The following is a 16,382-nucleotide window of genomic DNA, read 5'->3' as shown; positions in this document are numbered from 1 at the left end:
TATTTAAATAGAATGTGAAAAATTACAATTATGGCATCAGGTATTTTTGCTATTCTAGATGACATTGCGATGCTGATGGACGACGTTGCACTTGCAAGCAAAGTAGCTACTAAAAAAACGGCTGGCATTTTAGGCGATGACTTGGCCGTGAATGCCGATAAAGCCACAGGATTCGTATCATCTCGGGAGCTACCCGTATTGTGGAGCATTACCAAGGGCTCGCTTCTGAACAAACTCATCATAGTCCCAATCGCTCTTTTGCTGAATTATTCCTTCCCAGAAGTCATCAAATGGATTTTAGTTTTGGGCGGATTATACCTCGCTTTTGAGGGTGTAGAGAAGATTTTTCATTGGCTTTTCCGTAGAAATGATGAGCATCTAGAGATTGAAAAAGTTTTGTCAGAAAATCCAGAAGAGGAAGAAAAAAGTAAAATCCGTTCGGCGATTTCTACTGATTTTATCTTGTCGGTAGAAATTGTGATTATCGCTTTAGGAACCGTTTTAGAGCAATCGCTAGCGGTGCAAGTCATTACCGTGGCCATCGTTTCGCTCATTGCAACGGTGGGTGTGTATGGCATTGTAGCTTTGATTGTAAGGATGGATGATTTTGGCTTCCAATTAATTAAAAAATCAAACGGAAATGAAATTTGGAATACGATTGGGAACGCCTTGGTAAAAGCACTGCCTGTCATTATCAAGATTTTAAGCTTTGTGGGGACAATCGCTTTGATTTTAGTTGCTGGTGGAATTTTCGCTCATAATATCGAAATGATTCATCATTTCACAGAACATCATTTGTCGCAAATACCAAGCATTTTGTCTGAAGCATTGCTAGGCGTGGTTGGCGGGTTAATTGCTTTTTGCGTTATCTTTTTAGGGAAAAAAATTTATACAGTCTTTAATTCATGAAAAAATTAATTAGAGTTTAGGTTTCTAAAAAAATGTGACTACTCAGCATTTGCTCATGGCATTGAAAATCCTTGGGGGAGTAAAAATTTTTTAAGCCTTGAAAAATTTTTTGAGAAAGAAAAAAAAACAAAGCCGCTTCAAATTTTGAAACAGCTTGCTTATCTTCACATTTTAAATTTTTATAACCCGGGTGGAGTTCTTCCGTCAAAATTATAACCACCCCTGAAGTCATATTCTACATTTTTCAATACCTTTACTAAAGAATTATTGATAACCAAGCAGGTAATCTCCCAAGTTCCATTACCGGTTTTTGGTCCTCCTCCTACAAAATCAGCATGGAGCGTCCATTGATTCTTCTTATTTCTTTGCTCAGTGGTCGCATAAACATGTTCTGGATTGTAATCTGCGTTACTTCCGTTTCCAGTAGATAACTCAACAGTTCCTTCTCCTTCTCTGATGTAAAATCTAGCCTCAGTCACTACTACAGTGAATTTACTGGAGTCAATACCGGTGTAGTAATTTCGCACCCAATCACCATCTACATTTTTTAATTTGAAAGTTATGAGATTGATGGGAGCAGAGTTGTTTTGCCCAGCATTCCCGACTACCTTTAGCTCGCCAGTGGAGTTATCTCTTACTACGACGGAATGGCCATGTTTGCTTTCGGTGTACGATGTTTCACCTACGATTACATTTCCTTGTACATCTAATGTAGCTTTGGGAGTTTCCGTATTAATTCCCACTTGTGCTTGGAGCGACAAAGTTCCTGCCCCGAATAGTAACAGAATAAACTTTTTCATCATAAATTAAGGTTATATTTTCAGTAAATTTATCAATTTTTATCAATTTTTATCAATTTTTATCAATTTTTATCAATTTTTATCAATTTTTATCAATTTTTAACCTTTTAAATGCTTTTTCATAAAAGGTAATTTATTGATTTTCAGTAAATATGTTTAGTTCTTTACTAAAGTTTATTTTTTATATTTTGCACATAGCGTTTTTTTGTAAAGATTAAAATTGATTTTCCCTTTTTAATTGTATTTTAGCGATATTCAATATTTTGAACAAATTTTATGAAACGAAGACTTATAATGGCATTATTGACTTTTGGGGAATTGGTGAACGCTCAGGAAAATATTTCTTATCAAAAACCATCAGAAGAAATATTAAAATTAGCAGATTTTGAAAGACCCCCAAGCGTATCTATGGATAGCAAGAAAGAAAACATAGTTTTCTATTACAGAAACACGTATAAAACGCTGGACGAATTAAATCAAGAAGAGGTGAGATTGGGAGGCTTGAGGATAAATCCAATAACAAACATCTCTAGCTCAATGAATTATGTGAATAATTTGAAGTTAAGAAAAATCAATGGAAAGAAGGAAATTCAAGTGAAAGGACTTCCAGAGAATGCTAAAATAGCGTACACCAGTTTTTCTCCCGATGAAACTAAATTAGCCTTCACCAATACAACACAAAACGGTGTAGAACTTTGGGTCGTGGATTTGGCAACGGCTGAGGCTAAAAAAATCACCGCTGATAATTTGAATGCCAACTTGGGGATGCCGTATGCTTGGTATAGAGATTCACAAAATATCTTGATAAGGCAAATCCCCAGCAATAGACCTGCATTGGTAGATGATTCTAAAGATTTGCCAACTGGGCCGATTATTTCTAATTCAACGGGAGAAGTTTCGCAAATTAGAACGTACCAAGATTTATTGAAAAATCCACAGGATGAAATTAATTTTGAAACGCTCACTAAATCAGAATTATACAAAGTTTCTCTCCAAGGGAAGAAAACAAAACTAAAGGAGGCCGATCTTTACATCTCGACTAGTTTCTCCCCAGACGGGAAATACCTAATGTTGGTCACTATTACAAGACCTTTCTCATATGTTGTCCCTTTGAGCAGATTTCCAATGATTTACAATGTGTATGATTTGGACGGGAATTTGGTGAAAACTGTAAATGAAGTCCCATTGACGGAAATAATGCCAAAAGGTTTCTCTTCTACTAGAACAGGGAAAAGAAATTTCGATTGGAGAGACGACGCACCAGCGACTTTGGTTTTTGTGGAAGCATTGGATGGCGGAGACCAAGCGAAAGAAGCAGAATATAGAGATGAGATCTTCACTTGGGAAGCTCCGTTTTCTCAAGCTCCGAAATCATTTTTTAAGTTAAAGCAGAGATATGCTGGGATTGAATGGTCTGACGCTGATTATGCCTTGGTGAGCGAACGCTGGTACGACACCAGAAATCACAAATCCTTCTTGATTGATTTAAAAACGGGGAAAGCACAAGTAATTGAGGATAGAAATTACCAAGACGTTTATAATGCCCCAGGCAAGTTCAATCTTACCAGAAATGAATACGGCAGAAACGTGATTGATGTAGAAGACAACAATAAGGCTTATTTGATTGGCGAGGGATTCACCAAAGATGGGAAAAAACCTTTCATTGATGAATTGAACTTGAAAAATTTAGCCAAAAAAAGAATTTATACGTCTAATTTAAAGAATGCTAAAGAAGATATTTTGGATATTTTAGATATTAAAAAAGGAGAAATTCTGGTAAGGCAGCAGTCCGCAAAACAATATCCTAATTCGTATAAAAAAAATATTAAATCAGGAAAAACAACACCAGTTACACAATTTGAAAATCCGTTTAAAAGCTTAGGAAATGTGTATAAAGAAGTGATTAAATATAAAAGAAATGATGGTGTAGAATTAACGGGAACGCTTTATTTACCAGATGGTTATGATAGAAATACTAAAAAAGAAAAACTTCCGCTGCTAGTTTGGGCATATCCTACAGAATACAAAGACAAAAGCACGGCAGGAATGAGCACACAGAATCCCAATGATTTCACATACCCGTACTATGGTTCTTTTATTTATTGGGTAACAAAAGGTTATGCTGTTTTAGACGACGCCGCATTCCCCATTATTGGTGAAGGAACCGAAGAGCCGAACGATACATTCATTCCGCAATTATTAGCTAACGGAAGGGCAGCCATAGATGCGGTGGACAAATTAGGCTATATTGATAGAAATAAAGTCGCAGTGGGCGGGCATTCTTATGGAGCATTCATGACGGCTAATTTATTGACTCACGGAGATGATTTTGCTTGTGGAATAGCCCGGAGTGGAGCATATAACAGAACTTTGACACCTTTTGGATTCCAAAGCGAGCAAAGAAATTATTGGGATAACCCGAATATTTATAATACTATGTCGCCATTTATGAACGCCGATAAGATGAAAAAACCAATGCTTTTGATTCACGGTGCGGCAGATAACAACCCAGGAACATTTACACTGCAAACCGAGCGTTATTTCCAAGCCTTAAAAAATTTGGGAGCACCTGTGAGAATGGTACTTTTACCCAAAGAATCCCACGGCTATGTAGCCAAAGAAAGCATTTTGCATACCCTTTGGGAGCAAGAACAATTTTTAGACAAATGTTTGAAAAATTAATGCTAAAATGAATCTAAACAAAAAGGAAAGCCGAAGATGCTTTCCTTTTTTTGTAGAGATTTTTCCAAGCCTTTAAAAATTTTTAAACATCGATATTGGCGTAAATAGCATTTTTCTCGATAAATTCTCTACGCGGCGGAACGTCATCCCCCATCAGCATCGAAAACACACGGTCAGCTTCGCTTGCATTTTCAATGTCTACGCGGCGGAGTTTTCTATTTTCAGGGTTCATTGTTGTATCCCAAAGTTGCTCAGCGTTCATCTCACCAAGACCTTTATAGCGTTGTACGCCCACGCCTTTCCCAGTTTCGTCACCAGATAATTCTTTTTGAATTCTTTCCCGTTCTTTTTCACCCCACGCATAAACCTCTTTTTTTCCTTTTTTTAGTAAATAGAGAGGAGGCGTTGCGATAAAGATATTTCCGTTTTCAATTAATTCTTTCATATAGCGGAAGAAGAAAGTCAAAATGAGCGTTGCAATATGGCTGCCATCCACATCGGCATCGGTCATGATTACGATTTTATGGTAACGTAACTTTTCGGTATTCAGAGCTTTGGCATCTTCTTCAGTACCAATAGTAACGCCCAGTGCCGTGAAAATATTTTTGATTTCTTCGTTTTCGAAGACTTTGTGCTGCATGGCTTTTTCTACGTTGAGGATTTTACCTCTCAGTGGCAAAATAGCCTGAAAATGACGGTCTCTTCCTTGCTTGGCTGTTCCACCAGCTGAATCCCCCTCGACTAAGAAAATTTCTGATTCCGCAGGGTCTTTGGAAGAGCAATCGGCTAATTTCCCTGGCAATCCGCTTCCGCCCATCGGGTTTTTGCGTTGTACCATTTCACGTGCTTTTTTGGCAGCTTGCCTTGCCTTGGCTGCTAGTACGACTTTATCTACAATGATTTTCGCTTCATTAGGATTTTCTTCTAGATAATTGCTGAGCATTTCGCTCACCACTTTATCTACCACGCTAGAGACTTCAGAGTTTCCTAATTTTGTCTTGGTTTGCCCTTCAAATTGAGGTTCCATCACTTTCACAGAAATGACTGCCGTCAAACCTTCACGAAAATCATCACCCGTAATATTGATTTTTGATTTTTCTTTGGCTGGCATATTATCATCAGCATACTTTTTCAGCGTTCGAGTAAGTGCACGGCGAAAGCCCGTCAAGTGTGTGCCGCCCTCGTGGGTATTGATATTATTCACATACGAATGTAGATTTTCGTTGAAAGAAGTATTGTAACGCATCGCTACCTCTACAGGAATGTCATCAATCTCACCTTCCATGTAAATCACCTTTTTCATCAAGGGCTCACGGTTTTCATCAATGAATTCAACAAATTCTTTCAAGCCACCTTCAGAGTAAAAATCCATTGATTTAGGATTCTCGTTTTCGTCCAATTCACGTTCATCAGTTAATGTGATTTTAATACCTCTGTTGAGAAAAGCTAATTCTCTCAAGCGATTAGCTAAAGTTTCAAAACTGTACTGAACTTCATTGAATATTGTATCGTCAGGCAAAAAAGTTACTTTTGTACCAGTGAGTGGAGATTCTCCAATTTCTTCCACCTCAGTCAGAGCTTTTCCTTTAGCGTATTTTTGTTGGTAAATTTTCCCATTGCGGTATACTGTGGCGGTTAATTCTACAGAAAGAGCATTCACACAAGAAACCCCCACGCCATGAAGCCCACCAGAAACTTTGTAAGAATCTTTATCAAATTTACCACCAGCACCTATTTTTGTCATTACAACTTCTAGGGCAGATTTTCCTTCTTTTTTATGAAAATCAACTGGGATACCACGCCCATCATCAGAAACGCTGATGCTATTATTGGGATGAATGGTGACAGAAATTACCTCACAGTAGCCAGCCAGGGCTTCGTCTATAGAGTTATCTACCACCTCATAGACCAAATGGTGCAAACCTCTTTTTCCTACGTCACCAATATACATCGAGGGGCGCAAACGGACATGTTCTATACCCTCTAGCGATTGTATACTGTCTGCTGTATATTGTTTTTTATTCTCACTCATATTTCAATTCAACATTTAAATTAAATCCTATTTAACAAATGTAAAGAAATTTAAATAATTTAAACGAGTTTGGGAGCCACCAGCCCCCAAACATTTATTCACATTTTATAAAGCTTTTATAAAGCGAAAGTCTTTTTTATGGAATGTAGCGTACAAAAGCTTCAATCGCTTCATACTCTGCTAAACCTAATTGATTATAGATTTCTGCTGTTTCATGATTTCTATCTTCGGCACGTTGCCAAAAGAGTCGGGAATCTCCTCCTTTGAATGGTGCTGATTCCATCTGAGACTGATGCCGTAAAATTGCATTTCGTTTAGTTTGCACCTCCATGGGGCTCATCGGCACAGCCATTTCTATTTCATTCACTGGCCATTCTTGCCAAGCACCACGATACATCCACACCCAGCAATCATTTAGCCAATCATCGCTGTCTTTTTTGATTTGATCTAGAGCTATGAAAATAGCTTCTAGGCAAACGCGGTGAGTCCCGTGAGGGTCCATCAAATCTCCAGCAGCATAAATTTGATGAGGTTTGATTTCTCTCAATAATTCTTTGATGATGTCTACATCTTGCTGAGAAAGGTTATTTTTCTTGATTTTTCCAGTTTCGTAGAATGGAAGGTTTAAGAAATGTAATTTTTCGGCACCTAAACCTAAATAATCACATGCCGAAGTCGCCTCTCCTTGCCTGATTAAGCCTTTAGCTTTCAAAATCTCAGGGTTTATATTTTCAGTGTGAATATCTCCGCCAGTGGTAATATAGTTTTTTATTTTTTTATACTCCTCACTCACCAAAGAATCTTTGGGGTATAATTCTTCAAAATATTTTTTGAAGAAAGAAAGGTAGCGCATTACTTCGTGATTAGCTACGGCGATGTTTCCAGAAACTTGATATGCCACGTGTACATCATGATTTTGGTCGATAAGTCGTTTCAGCGTTCCTCCCATAGAAATCACATCATCATCGGGATGAGGACTGAATACGATTACTCTTTTTTGTGCAGGATCTTTTCGTTCAGGGCGTTTAGAATCGTCAGCGTTTGGTTTTCCGCCAGGCCAGCCAGTAATGGTGTTTTGTAATTCGTTGAAGACTTTGATGTTTACATCATAAGCTGATTTGTAGAGAACCACTAATTCACCAAGTCCATTATCGTTGTAATCTTTATCTGTCAATTTCAGAATTGGTTTATTCACCGTAGAGCAAAGATTAATGACTGCTTTTTTAATTAATGAAGGCGTCCAGTCAACGCTGCCCACCTTCCAAGGGGATTTGATGCGAGTTAATTCGCTAGCAGCTCCTAAATCTAAAATGAACTTCACATTCTCGTGGCGTTGCAGGAAGCTTGCGGGGATTTCATCCAAGACTTTTCCTTCTACCGCTTTTTGTACAATACTTGCTTTTTTGTCTCCCCAAGCAAGAAGAATAATTTTTTTAGCCTTAAAAATACTGCCCACTCCCATGGTAATTGCACCTTTGGGTACATTGTGAATTCCACCAAAATCTTCCGCAGCATCATGCATAGTTAAATCATCTAACGTTACCACGCGAGTGTAAGAATTCATGTGAGAACCTGGCTCGTTGAAACCAATATGGCCAGTACGTCCGATGCCTAAAATCTGTAAATCTAAACCGCCCGCTTCATCAATGGTTTTTTCATAATTTTGGCAATATTCTTTCAATTTACTCTTATCTACTTCGCCGTCAGGAATATGAATGTTTTCGGGTTTGATGTCCACGTGGTCAAACAACATTTCTTTCATAAAGTAGTTATAGCTATGCACGGAGTTTTTTGGTATAGGATAATATTCATCAAGATTAAACGTAACCACGTTCTGAAAACTCAAGCCCTCCTCGCGGTGCATACGGATGAGCTCACGGTACATGCGTATTGGGCTGCTGCCAGTTGCTAAGCCAAGCACACACGTCTCATTATTTTTTTGCTTTTCGCGAATTAGCTCAGCCACTTCTTTGGCCGCTTCAATGGAGCCTTTTTCTGGTGTTTGGAAAATCTCAACCGGAATTCTTTCCTCTCTTGCTAACTGAGAGTACTCAAAATCATCTCCAGGTTTTTTAAAATAAGGTTGATTTTTCTTTAAAGATTCATTCGTTTCAAGTATTGTTTCCATACTTTTTTAGTTAGTTTATTATTTTGTGCTAAAGAAGTACTAAAGTTAAAGTTTTTTATTGTAATAAACGCTAAAAAAACATAATTTTCTAAGCCTTTAAAAAATCATAAAGATATTTTAGCAAGGGAGAAAGAAGTTTTGTATATTTAGGAAATTAATTGAAATATTAAAGTTAAACTAAAGAAATGGAGAATAAAAACTATTCAGTAGTCGTATTAGCTGGGGGGTTAGGGAGTCGCTACAACGGTCAAAAACAAGTAGATACCGTAGGGCCTAATGGAGAAGCTTTGATGGAATTTGCCTTTTATGATGCTTTGGAAAGCGGGGCAAACCACGTGGTGTTCATTATCAATGACCAAATCACAGAAGAGACTAAAGAATTATTGCAAAAACCACTAAGAGAGCGTGGAATCAAAGTGGATTTTTGCGAACAGCGAATGCAAGATTTTGTGCCTGAAGAGTTCCAAGATTTAGTCCCCAAAAGACTAAAACCTTGGGGTACGGGGCACGCCGTTTTAGCCGCTTCAGAGGTTTTGCATCAGCCGTTTGTTGTGATGAATGCCGATGACTACTACGGGAAGCATACCTTTGAAATTGCTCATCAATTGGTGAAAGATAACAAAATAGACGAGTCTCATTACGCACTCATCAGCTTTGTGCTCAATAATACGCTGAGCGATAATGGAAGCGTTTCTCGTGGTGTGTGTAAAGTAGAAGATGGGAAATTGGTGAAAATAGATGAGCTTACTAAAATTGAGAAAAAAGAAGACGGTAAGATTTATTTTACTTCAGAAGAAACGGGAGAAGACTTTGAATTAGCGCCAGAATCTAAAGTTTCGATGAATTTTTGGGTGCTTCATCCATCGATTATTCAAAAATTACAAGAAGATTTCGATGCGTTCTTCAAGCGAATTGAAAACAAAGAAAAACAAGAATTTTATTTACCTAAACACATCGATCGTTTGATTCAAAAAGACGATGTGACCGTATGGGTAGAACAGAGCAATGCCGATTGGTTTGGAATGACTTACCCAGAAGACCGAGAAATCGTTGTAAATGAATTGAAAGAAAGAGCTGAAAAAGGAGAATACCCTGCACCGCTTTGGAAATAAAATGAAACGAAAATGAACGAAATTGTAAGCTCTTTTTTAGGAGATTCAAATTATCAGGTAGAAGAAAATTTTTCAGGACATATTAATAATACCTTTTTCATCACCGATGAAAAAGGTCATTATGTCTTGCAAAAAATCAATACTGCAATTTTTACAGAGCCTGAAGTCATCATCGAAAATATGCTCGCTGTGGCAAAGCATCTAGAGAAAAAAAATTATGACAAACCCATTATCAAGCCTCTGAAAAATAAAGAAGGTCAATACCTGACTTATCACAATGATGAGTGCTGGCGAATGATTCCTTTTTTTGAAGAAAGTCAAAATTTTATGACTGCCCTCAATGCTGAGCAAGCCGAAGCAGCAGCTGAGTGCTTGAGCGATTTCCATGCGCATACATATGATTTGGATGTGAATGATTTCCAAGAACCTATTGTAGGGTTCATTAACTTCAAAAACCGATTGACAACTTTTCAAGAAGCTCTAGAAAATGCTTCACCCGAGCGAAAAGAAACCGCGAAAGAAGAAATCAAGTTTTTGCAAGATAATCAATCTTTTCTTGACGAATGGATTGCCTTGGTAGAAGAAAATGCGCTACCAGCAAGAATGATTCATGCCGACCCCAAAATCAGCAATTACCTCTTCAAAGAAGAGGATGAAATGCAAGCTTTGGCTCTGATAGACTGGGATACGCTGATGCCAGGAACAATTTTGTATGATTTTGGCGATATGGTGCGCTCATTTACCAACCAAAAAGAAGAAGACGACCCAACGTTAGGTAATGTTTTCTCATCTGAATATTACGAAGCGCTGAAAAAAGGATTTCTTGCTAATCTTTCAGACAAACTAGAAGCAGTAGAGTTAGAGAATTTAGACTTAGCAGCCAAAACCGTGATTTATGTGCAAGCCATGCGGTTTTTAACGGATTATCTCAATGGTGATGTGTACTATAAAACGCACCGGCCAAATCAAAATTTAGACCGCACGAGAAATCAAATTCACTTGCTACAGGGACTGATGGGATTTTTAGGTTAAAAAAATCTAAGCCTTAAAAAAAATCCATTTTCAAATGCTGAAAATGGAATTTTTTTTCATAAAAACTTTTGGACTTGATTTAAATTTTTCTAAGGCTTAAAAAAATTACAGCCACTTTTTCATTTTAAAATAAAAAAGAGGAGCAATCATTATTAATACAATAGATAATAAAGCAAGAGGGTAGCCAAATTCATAATTAAGCTCTGGCATGTCTTGGAAGTTCATTCCATAAATTCCAGCAATCAAAGTTGGGGGAGCAAAAATCACGGTCATAATCGTAAAAACCTTCATGATTTTATTCTGTTCCATATCGACTAAACTTTGAAAAGAATCTTGTAAAAACTCCAGCCGGTGAAAATTAAATGCTGTGTGCTCCAGCAGTGAACTTAAATCCTTCATCATGATGCGAATAGTATCTTGATGCTCATTAGGGAAAATGCGGCTCTTGCTGATGGAAGAGAGCACTCGCTGAAGTTCCATTGAGCTCTCTCGGATGATCATGCTCTTATCTTGCATACTGGTAAGTTCTTTGAGCGTTTCACTATCTAGTATTTCATCTTTCACCAAAGAACGTGTAAGCTTAGAAATTTTATCAGTCACACGCTCAATATTATCTGCCAAAGCATCAATTCGTGTGTCTAAAATCATCAGAAACGCATGTTCTCCGCTAAAAGGGCGATTGATTCTCATACGGCGATAAGTTGCCCGAAAAGTCAAATACTCATTATCTCGCTCGGTAAATAAAATGCCATTTTTTAAGATAAAAGAAACGGCTTCTAGGTATTCATCATCATCTTTTCGGTACGTGAAATTCATATTGATACCAATCTCATTTTCTTCCTCGATGTAGCGCGAACTGATTTCAATTTCCTCACTCTCTTGGTCTGTAAAAAGCTCAATTTTGAAGGCTTTTTCTACAAAAGCTTTTTCCTGTTCTGTTGGGTCAATCAAGTCTACCCATATCAAGTTATGGTCTTTAGGATTCGCCTCTTTTTTCTGAACCAGCTTATCGTTTTCTACCAGAAAATAAGTAATCATAGCAAATTAGAGTTGGTTTAATTGTTCTTCTAAATCTTCTTTTTTTATCAACCCCAAATGTCGCCAAACTTCTTCACCATTTTTGTACAAAATAAAAACAGGAACACCTCTCAGGTTCAGCTTCTGCCCCAGCGTTTGGCTCTCATCTAAATCTATAGTTTGCACAAAAACATCTTGTTTATACTTTTCTTTTACTTCCTCTACAATTGGTTTCATCAAGCGGCAAGGTGCACACCATGTTGTGCTAAACTCTACCAATAATTTTTTATGATTTTTTTGAAGGCTTAAAAAATCTTCTACCGAAACGGCATTCCCTTCCTTCGCTGTATAATCCTTACTCACCACCACAGGCAGATTTTCATTTTGCCAGGCCATGATGCCGCCATCTAGCTCATAAACATCTTCAAAGCCATTCATACGGAGCGTCTCAGCCGCTTTGGAGCTTCGATTCCCCGATTTACAATACACAAAAAGAGGTTGATTTTTTTGAATTAAATCCATTTTATCCAAAAAATCATTAGCCAAGAAGTTAACAGAACTCGCATTTTCTATATGCCCAGCTGCAAACTCTTGTGGCGTACGCACATCAATGATTAAGCCCTCTTGCTCAGAAATCTTTTGCTCAAAATCCTGTGGCGCCAGTAGCTGAGTTTTTGCAGCAGTAGCTGAGCTAGACGCATCCCTCATGTTTCCAGATTTATTTTGTGAGTTACATTGCGTGAAATGTAATAGTAAAAAGTTAACAATGAGTAGTTTAAAAATAATTTTCATAGAATTTTTTAAGCCTTAAAAAAAATAAATATTTATTTTAGCTCCGCTAATGTAGGCAAAATTAATTATAAGCCTTGAAATTTTGAGAATCGGTGTACCAAAAAATCATTAAAAGCCGTTTTCTTTATAAAAAAGAATTCCCAAAAGAGCTATTCTCTAAAACTAATTACTCAAAATACCTAACCCCATTACTAAATATATCCATAAATCCAGCATCGGGAATGTTTCTCAGCAAGCCATTGCGGTAGCGTTCAGCATGCCCCATTCGGCCGTAGATTTTCCCGCTCGGGTCTGTGATGCCTTCCACACCTTGGTAAGAGCCATTGGGGTTGTGTGGCATATCGAAAGAAATATTTCCGTCAAAATCAACATATTGTGTGGCGATTTGGTCTAAATTTTCTAAGCCTTTAAAAATTTCTGATTTTACGCTAAATCGACCTTCGCCGTGCGAAACAGGAATGCGGTAAATTTTATCTTTCATTCCACTGAGCCAAGGAGAGCGATCGCTTACCACCTTCACGTCAACCATCTGAGAAATGTGTCGTCCAATTTTGTTGTGTGCCAAGGTCGGAGAATTTTCATCTAAATCACGAATTTCTCCGTACGAAGCCAATCCAGATTTTATCAAGGCTTGGAAGCCATTGCAAATACCTAGAATCAATCCGTCGCGCGCCAAAAGTTGATGAATACTCTCTTTTATCATTTCATTTTTGAGCACAGAAACAATGAATTTTGCCGAGCCATCGGGTTCATCTCCAGAAGAAAAACCACCCGAGAAAACCAAAATTTGACTCTCATCAATGCTTTTTTTCATGAATTCAAGAGATTGATTCAATAAATTTTCATTTAAATTATTAAAGACAAAAGCGTTGGTTTTCGCTCCAGCTTCCAAAAAGACTTTCTCGGTATCATACTCACAATTTGTCCCAGAAAAAATTGGCAGCGAGACCTTGGGCAAAGCTCCATTTTTGATTTGAATATTTTTTTCTACAAAAGGTAAAATATTTTTTGGCGCAGAAGGCGAATGCTGGTAGTGTGTAGGGAACAAGTCCTCCATTGTCGAAAGCCAAGCCGATATCATCTCATTAATTTCAAAAGTTTCTTGATTTATCGTCAACTGAGCCTTCTCTTGCGTTTCCCCAATTTTTGTAAAGCCTTTTAAAAATTCAGTAGATTCTAAAATTAACCCGCCTAAATTTGGTGTCAGTAAATCGTCTTGGATGCTCACTTCAGCACCGATTTCGTTTCCAAAGCACATCTTGGCTAGCGCCACCGCAATGCCACCTTCTTTCACGATTTGTGCTGATATAATCTGCCCATCTTGGATGCCTTGATGAATTTGAGTATAAGCTTCTTTCAATTGATTGTAATTCGGCATTCCATCGGGCAAAATATCGTGTTTGAAATAATAAATGTGATGATTTTTCTCCTTAAATTCAGGGGAAATAATATTTTCAAGTTTGCCTACGCAAGTGGCAAAAGAAATCAAAGTTGGTGGTACATGAATATCTTGGAATGTCCCTGACATGCTGTCCTTCCCCCCAATTGCAGCAATTTCAAAATTCAATTGTGCATCAAGAGCACCCAAAAGCGAAGCTAAAGGCTTTCCCCATTTTTGGGCATCATTACCTAAACGCTCAAAGTATTCTTGAAAACTCAACCGAATGTTCTCAAAATTTCCTCCAGAAGCGACAATTTTACTGACACTTTCTACCACGGCATAGGCGCCGCCCCAGAGCGTATTTTGTTCAGATAAATATGGGTCGTAACCCCAGCTCGCCATCGAAACGGTATTGGTGTTTTTGTTCAAAACTGGAAAGGTATGAACGCTTGCTAAGGCTGGCGTCAGTTGGTTTTTGCCGCCCAGCGGCATTAGTGCAGTAGTTTGCCCCACAGTGCTATCAAATTTTTCAATTAAGCCTTTTTGCCCAGCAATATTTAAATTTTTTAAGGCTTTGAAAAATTGTTCTTTATTGAAGTTTTCTTTTTCAGTCACAGCGGGAGCTTCGATTTCTACGCTTGCATCATTGGATTTTCTGCATCCTGCCGTATCAAGAAAAGTTCGGTCAAGGTCAACTATTTTTTGATTTTTCCACTCGATGACCAAGCGATTTTTATCTGTCACCTCTCCCACGATAACGGCCAAAATATTCTCTTCTTGGCAAGCTTGGATAAATTCCTCTGCATCATCAGCATCTACGACGACTGCTATACGCTCTTGAGATTCAGAAATGGCAAGTTCCGTTCCGTTGAGACCTTGGTATTTCACAGGAAGTTTATCTAAATTTACATGAATACCATCGGCAATTTCGCCAATGGCCACAGAGACGCCACCTGCCCCAAAATCATTGGATTTTTTGATAAGTTGCGTGACTTCTGGTTTACGAAACAAGCGTTGAATTTTTCTTTCTTGCACAGGGTCGCCTTTCTGAACTTCTGAGCTCATTGTCTCGATGGCATCAATTTTTTGTGTTTTTGAAGAGCCTGTGGCTCCCCCGACTCCATCTCTACCCGTTTTTCCACCTAAAACGATGATTGAATCCCCTGATTTTGGCTGAATTCTTTTGACGGCGTCCACTGGAGCCGCTCCTGCCACAAAACCAACTTCCATACGCTTGGCTTTGTAGCCAGGGTGGTAAATTTCAGCGATATGTGAAGTAGCTAAACCAATTTGGTTTCCGTAAGAAGAATAGCCGTTGGCCGCTTCTTGCGTGATTTTTCGTTGAGGCAACTTCCCAGGGAGTGTTTTTTCTACAGGTTCTAGCGGATTTGCAGCCCCCGTGAGTCGCATGGCTTGGTAAACGAAAGAACGCCCGCTCAGCGGGTCGCGGATGGCCCCGCCCACACAAGTAGATGCCCCGCCAAAAGGTTCAATCTCAGTAGGGTGATTGTGTGTTTCGTTTTTAAACAAAAAGTACCAAGGTTCCATTTCGCCATTAACATCAATTTCAACTTCAATGGTGCAGGCATTGATTTCATCAGAAATGACTAAATCTTTCAATTTACCTTTTGAATGAAGATATTTAGCGGCTATTGTGCCCAAATCCATCAGAGAAATAGGCTTGTGTTCTCGCTGCAGCTCTTTTCTTAAGGCTAAATAATGTTCGAATATTTTCTGTAGGGTCGCTTGAAAATGACCTTTGAATTCAATGTTTTTGAGCTCAGTAAGGAAAGTAGTGTGGCGACAATGGTCTGACCAATAGGTGTCTAGGACTTTTAGTTCAGTTTCAGTAGGATTTCTTTTTTCTTTTTTAAAGTAATCTTGAATGAAGGCTAAATCATCTAAGCCAAAGGAGAAACTATTATCTTTGAAATAATTTTCAAGTTGAATTTCATCAAATTCGATGAAGCCTTCTTCTGAAGAGACTTTGCTTGGCACTTGATGTGCGGGGGAATCTAGCAGAGTCATATCTTTTTGGCGAGTTTCTACTGTATTGATAAGGAAGCGCTTGTATTCAGATGCGTTTTCAGCAGTGAAATTTTTAAAGGCGTATAAAATAGCAGACTTCACCTTCACCGTATTGTTTCTCGTGATGAGTTGCACGGCCTGCTCAGCACTATCAGCACGTTGGTCAAATTGCCCTGGCAGTGGCTCCACAGCCAATGTCCACTGGTATGATGATAAATCAGGTTGCTGCTCGTGCAAAATATCCATCACGGGGTCAGCAAACACGGTGTTCTTGACTTTTGAGAATTCATCATCCGTCAGGTTAAAAATATCGTAAACAATAAAGGCTTTGACTTCCACCTCATGGCATATCATGCGTAAGTCTTGTGTGGTGCTTTTGCTTAAATCATCGAAATCGGGGCGTTTCTGAATAAAAATGCGTCTATTCATAGAAAATTTATAAAGGCTCAAAAAATTTTTGTAAAGATAT

The 16,382-nt window shown here is 38.3% G+C and carries 10 protein-coding genes; 4 read left to right on the top strand and 6 right to left on the bottom strand.

Annotated features, from left to right (window positions below):
- The first annotated feature begins 30 nt into the window (after positions 1 to 30).
- Complete coding sequence (locus QOX03_RS09420) at positions 31 to 909, top strand: DUF808 domain-containing protein (protein WP_283670961.1); 879 nt, start codon at positions 31 to 33, stop codon at positions 907 to 909.
- 179 nt (positions 910 to 1,088) lie between these two features.
- Here the strand turns inward: QOX03_RS09420 and QOX03_RS09415 are convergent, their stop codons facing one another.
- A complete protein-coding gene (locus tag QOX03_RS09415) occupies positions 1,089 to 1,712 on the bottom strand; it encodes a hypothetical protein (RefSeq protein ID WP_283670960.1) in 624 nt (207 codons plus the stop codon).
- A gap of 273 nt (positions 1,713 to 1,985) precedes the next feature.
- On the opposite strand from QOX03_RS09415, the gene QOX03_RS09410 reads away from it, so the two are divergent.
- On the top strand, positions 1,986 to 4,391 hold the full coding sequence (locus QOX03_RS09410; RefSeq protein WP_283670959.1) for an alpha/beta hydrolase family protein: 2,406 nt from the start codon (positions 1,986 to 1,988) through the stop codon (positions 4,389 to 4,391).
- 82 nt (positions 4,392 to 4,473) lie between these two features.
- On the opposite strand, the gene gyrB is transcribed toward QOX03_RS09410, so the two are convergent.
- Together gyrB and nagB are read right to left on the bottom strand one after the other, a co-directional pair.
- On the bottom strand, positions 4,474 to 6,423 hold the full coding sequence (gyrB, locus tag QOX03_RS09405) for a DNA topoisomerase (ATP-hydrolyzing) subunit B (protein WP_283670958.1): 1,950 nt from the start codon (positions 6,421 to 6,423) through the stop codon (positions 4,474 to 4,476).
- Positions 6,424 to 6,559: 136 nt separating this feature from the next.
- Positions 6,560 to 8,551 carry a glucosamine-6-phosphate deaminase gene (gene nagB, locus QOX03_RS09400; RefSeq protein ID WP_283670957.1) on the bottom strand — a complete coding sequence of 664 codons (1,992 nt, stop codon included), beginning with the start codon at positions 8,549 to 8,551 and terminating at the stop codon, positions 6,560 to 6,562.
- 185 nt (positions 8,552 to 8,736) lie between these two features.
- Between nagB and QOX03_RS09395 the strand changes: the two genes are divergently transcribed.
- Both QOX03_RS09395 and QOX03_RS09390 read left to right on the top strand, forming a co-directional pair.
- Positions 8,737 to 9,663: a nucleotidyltransferase family protein gene (locus QOX03_RS09395; RefSeq protein WP_283670956.1), complete on the top strand. Its 927-nt coding sequence runs from the start codon at positions 8,737 to 8,739 to the stop codon at positions 9,661 to 9,663.
- Between the two features lie 12 nt (positions 9,664 to 9,675).
- On the top strand, positions 9,676 to 10,695 hold the full coding sequence (locus tag QOX03_RS09390; RefSeq protein ID WP_283670955.1) for a phosphotransferase enzyme family protein: 1,020 nt from the start codon (positions 9,676 to 9,678) through the stop codon (positions 10,693 to 10,695).
- 105 nt (positions 10,696 to 10,800) lie between these two features.
- Here the strand turns inward: QOX03_RS09390 and corA are convergent, their stop codons facing one another.
- From corA to QOX03_RS09375, 3 genes are all read right to left on the bottom strand, one after another.
- Positions 10,801 to 11,733: a magnesium/cobalt transporter CorA gene (gene corA / locus QOX03_RS09385; RefSeq protein ID WP_119057326.1), complete on the bottom strand. Its 933-nt coding sequence runs from the start codon at positions 11,731 to 11,733 to the stop codon at positions 10,801 to 10,803.
- Positions 11,734 to 11,739: 6 nt separating this feature from the next.
- Positions 11,740 to 12,504, bottom strand: coding sequence for a rhodanese-like domain-containing protein (locus QOX03_RS09380; protein WP_283670954.1), 765 nt, complete (start codon positions 12,502 to 12,504; stop codon positions 11,740 to 11,742).
- Between the two features lie 166 nt (positions 12,505 to 12,670).
- Positions 12,671 to 16,342, bottom strand: coding sequence for a phosphoribosylformylglycinamidine synthase (locus QOX03_RS09375; RefSeq protein WP_283670953.1), 3,672 nt, complete (start codon positions 16,340 to 16,342; stop codon positions 12,671 to 12,673).
- Positions 16,343 to 16,382 lie beyond the last annotated feature (40 nt).

The organism is Candidatus Ornithobacterium hominis, assembly GCF_951229915.1.
Lineage (GTDB): Bacteria > Bacteroidota > Bacteroidia > Flavobacteriales > Weeksellaceae > Ornithobacterium > Ornithobacterium hominis.
Note: the sequence above shows the minus strand (reverse complement) of the source record. Positions and strands in the feature narration are given on the sequence as shown.

Excerpts from the sequence above, each read along its gene's own strand:
- QOX03_RS09420 (WP_283670961.1), top strand. The coding sequence starts at position 31 with ATGGCATCAGGTATTTTTGCTATTCTAGATGACATTGCGATGCTGATG.
- QOX03_RS09395 (WP_283670956.1), top strand. The coding sequence starts at position 8,737 with ATGGAGAATAAAAACTATTCAGTAGTCGTATTAGCTGGGGGGTTAGGG.
- QOX03_RS09415 (WP_283670960.1), bottom strand. The coding sequence starts at position 1,712 with ATGATGAAAAAGTTTATTCTGTTACTATTCGGGGCAGGAACTTTGTCG.
- QOX03_RS09380 (WP_283670954.1), bottom strand. The coding sequence starts at position 12,504 with ATGAAAATTATTTTTAAACTACTCATTGTTAACTTTTTACTATTACAT.
- corA (WP_119057326.1), bottom strand. The coding sequence starts at position 11,733 with ATGATTACTTATTTTCTGGTAGAAAACGATAAGCTGGTTCAGAAAAAA.
- nagB (WP_283670957.1), bottom strand. The coding sequence starts at position 8,551 with ATGGAAACAATACTTGAAACGAATGAATCTTTAAAGAAAAATCAACCT.
- gyrB (WP_283670958.1), bottom strand. The coding sequence starts at position 6,423 with ATGAGTGAGAATAAAAAACAATATACAGCAGACAGTATACAATCGCTA.
- QOX03_RS09390 (WP_283670955.1), top strand. The coding sequence starts at position 9,676 with ATGAACGAAATTGTAAGCTCTTTTTTAGGAGATTCAAATTATCAGGTA.
- QOX03_RS09410 (WP_283670959.1), top strand. The coding sequence starts at position 1,986 with ATGAAACGAAGACTTATAATGGCATTATTGACTTTTGGGGAATTGGTG.
- QOX03_RS09375 (WP_283670953.1), bottom strand. The coding sequence starts at position 16,342 with ATGAATAGACGCATTTTTATTCAGAAACGCCCCGATTTCGATGATTTA.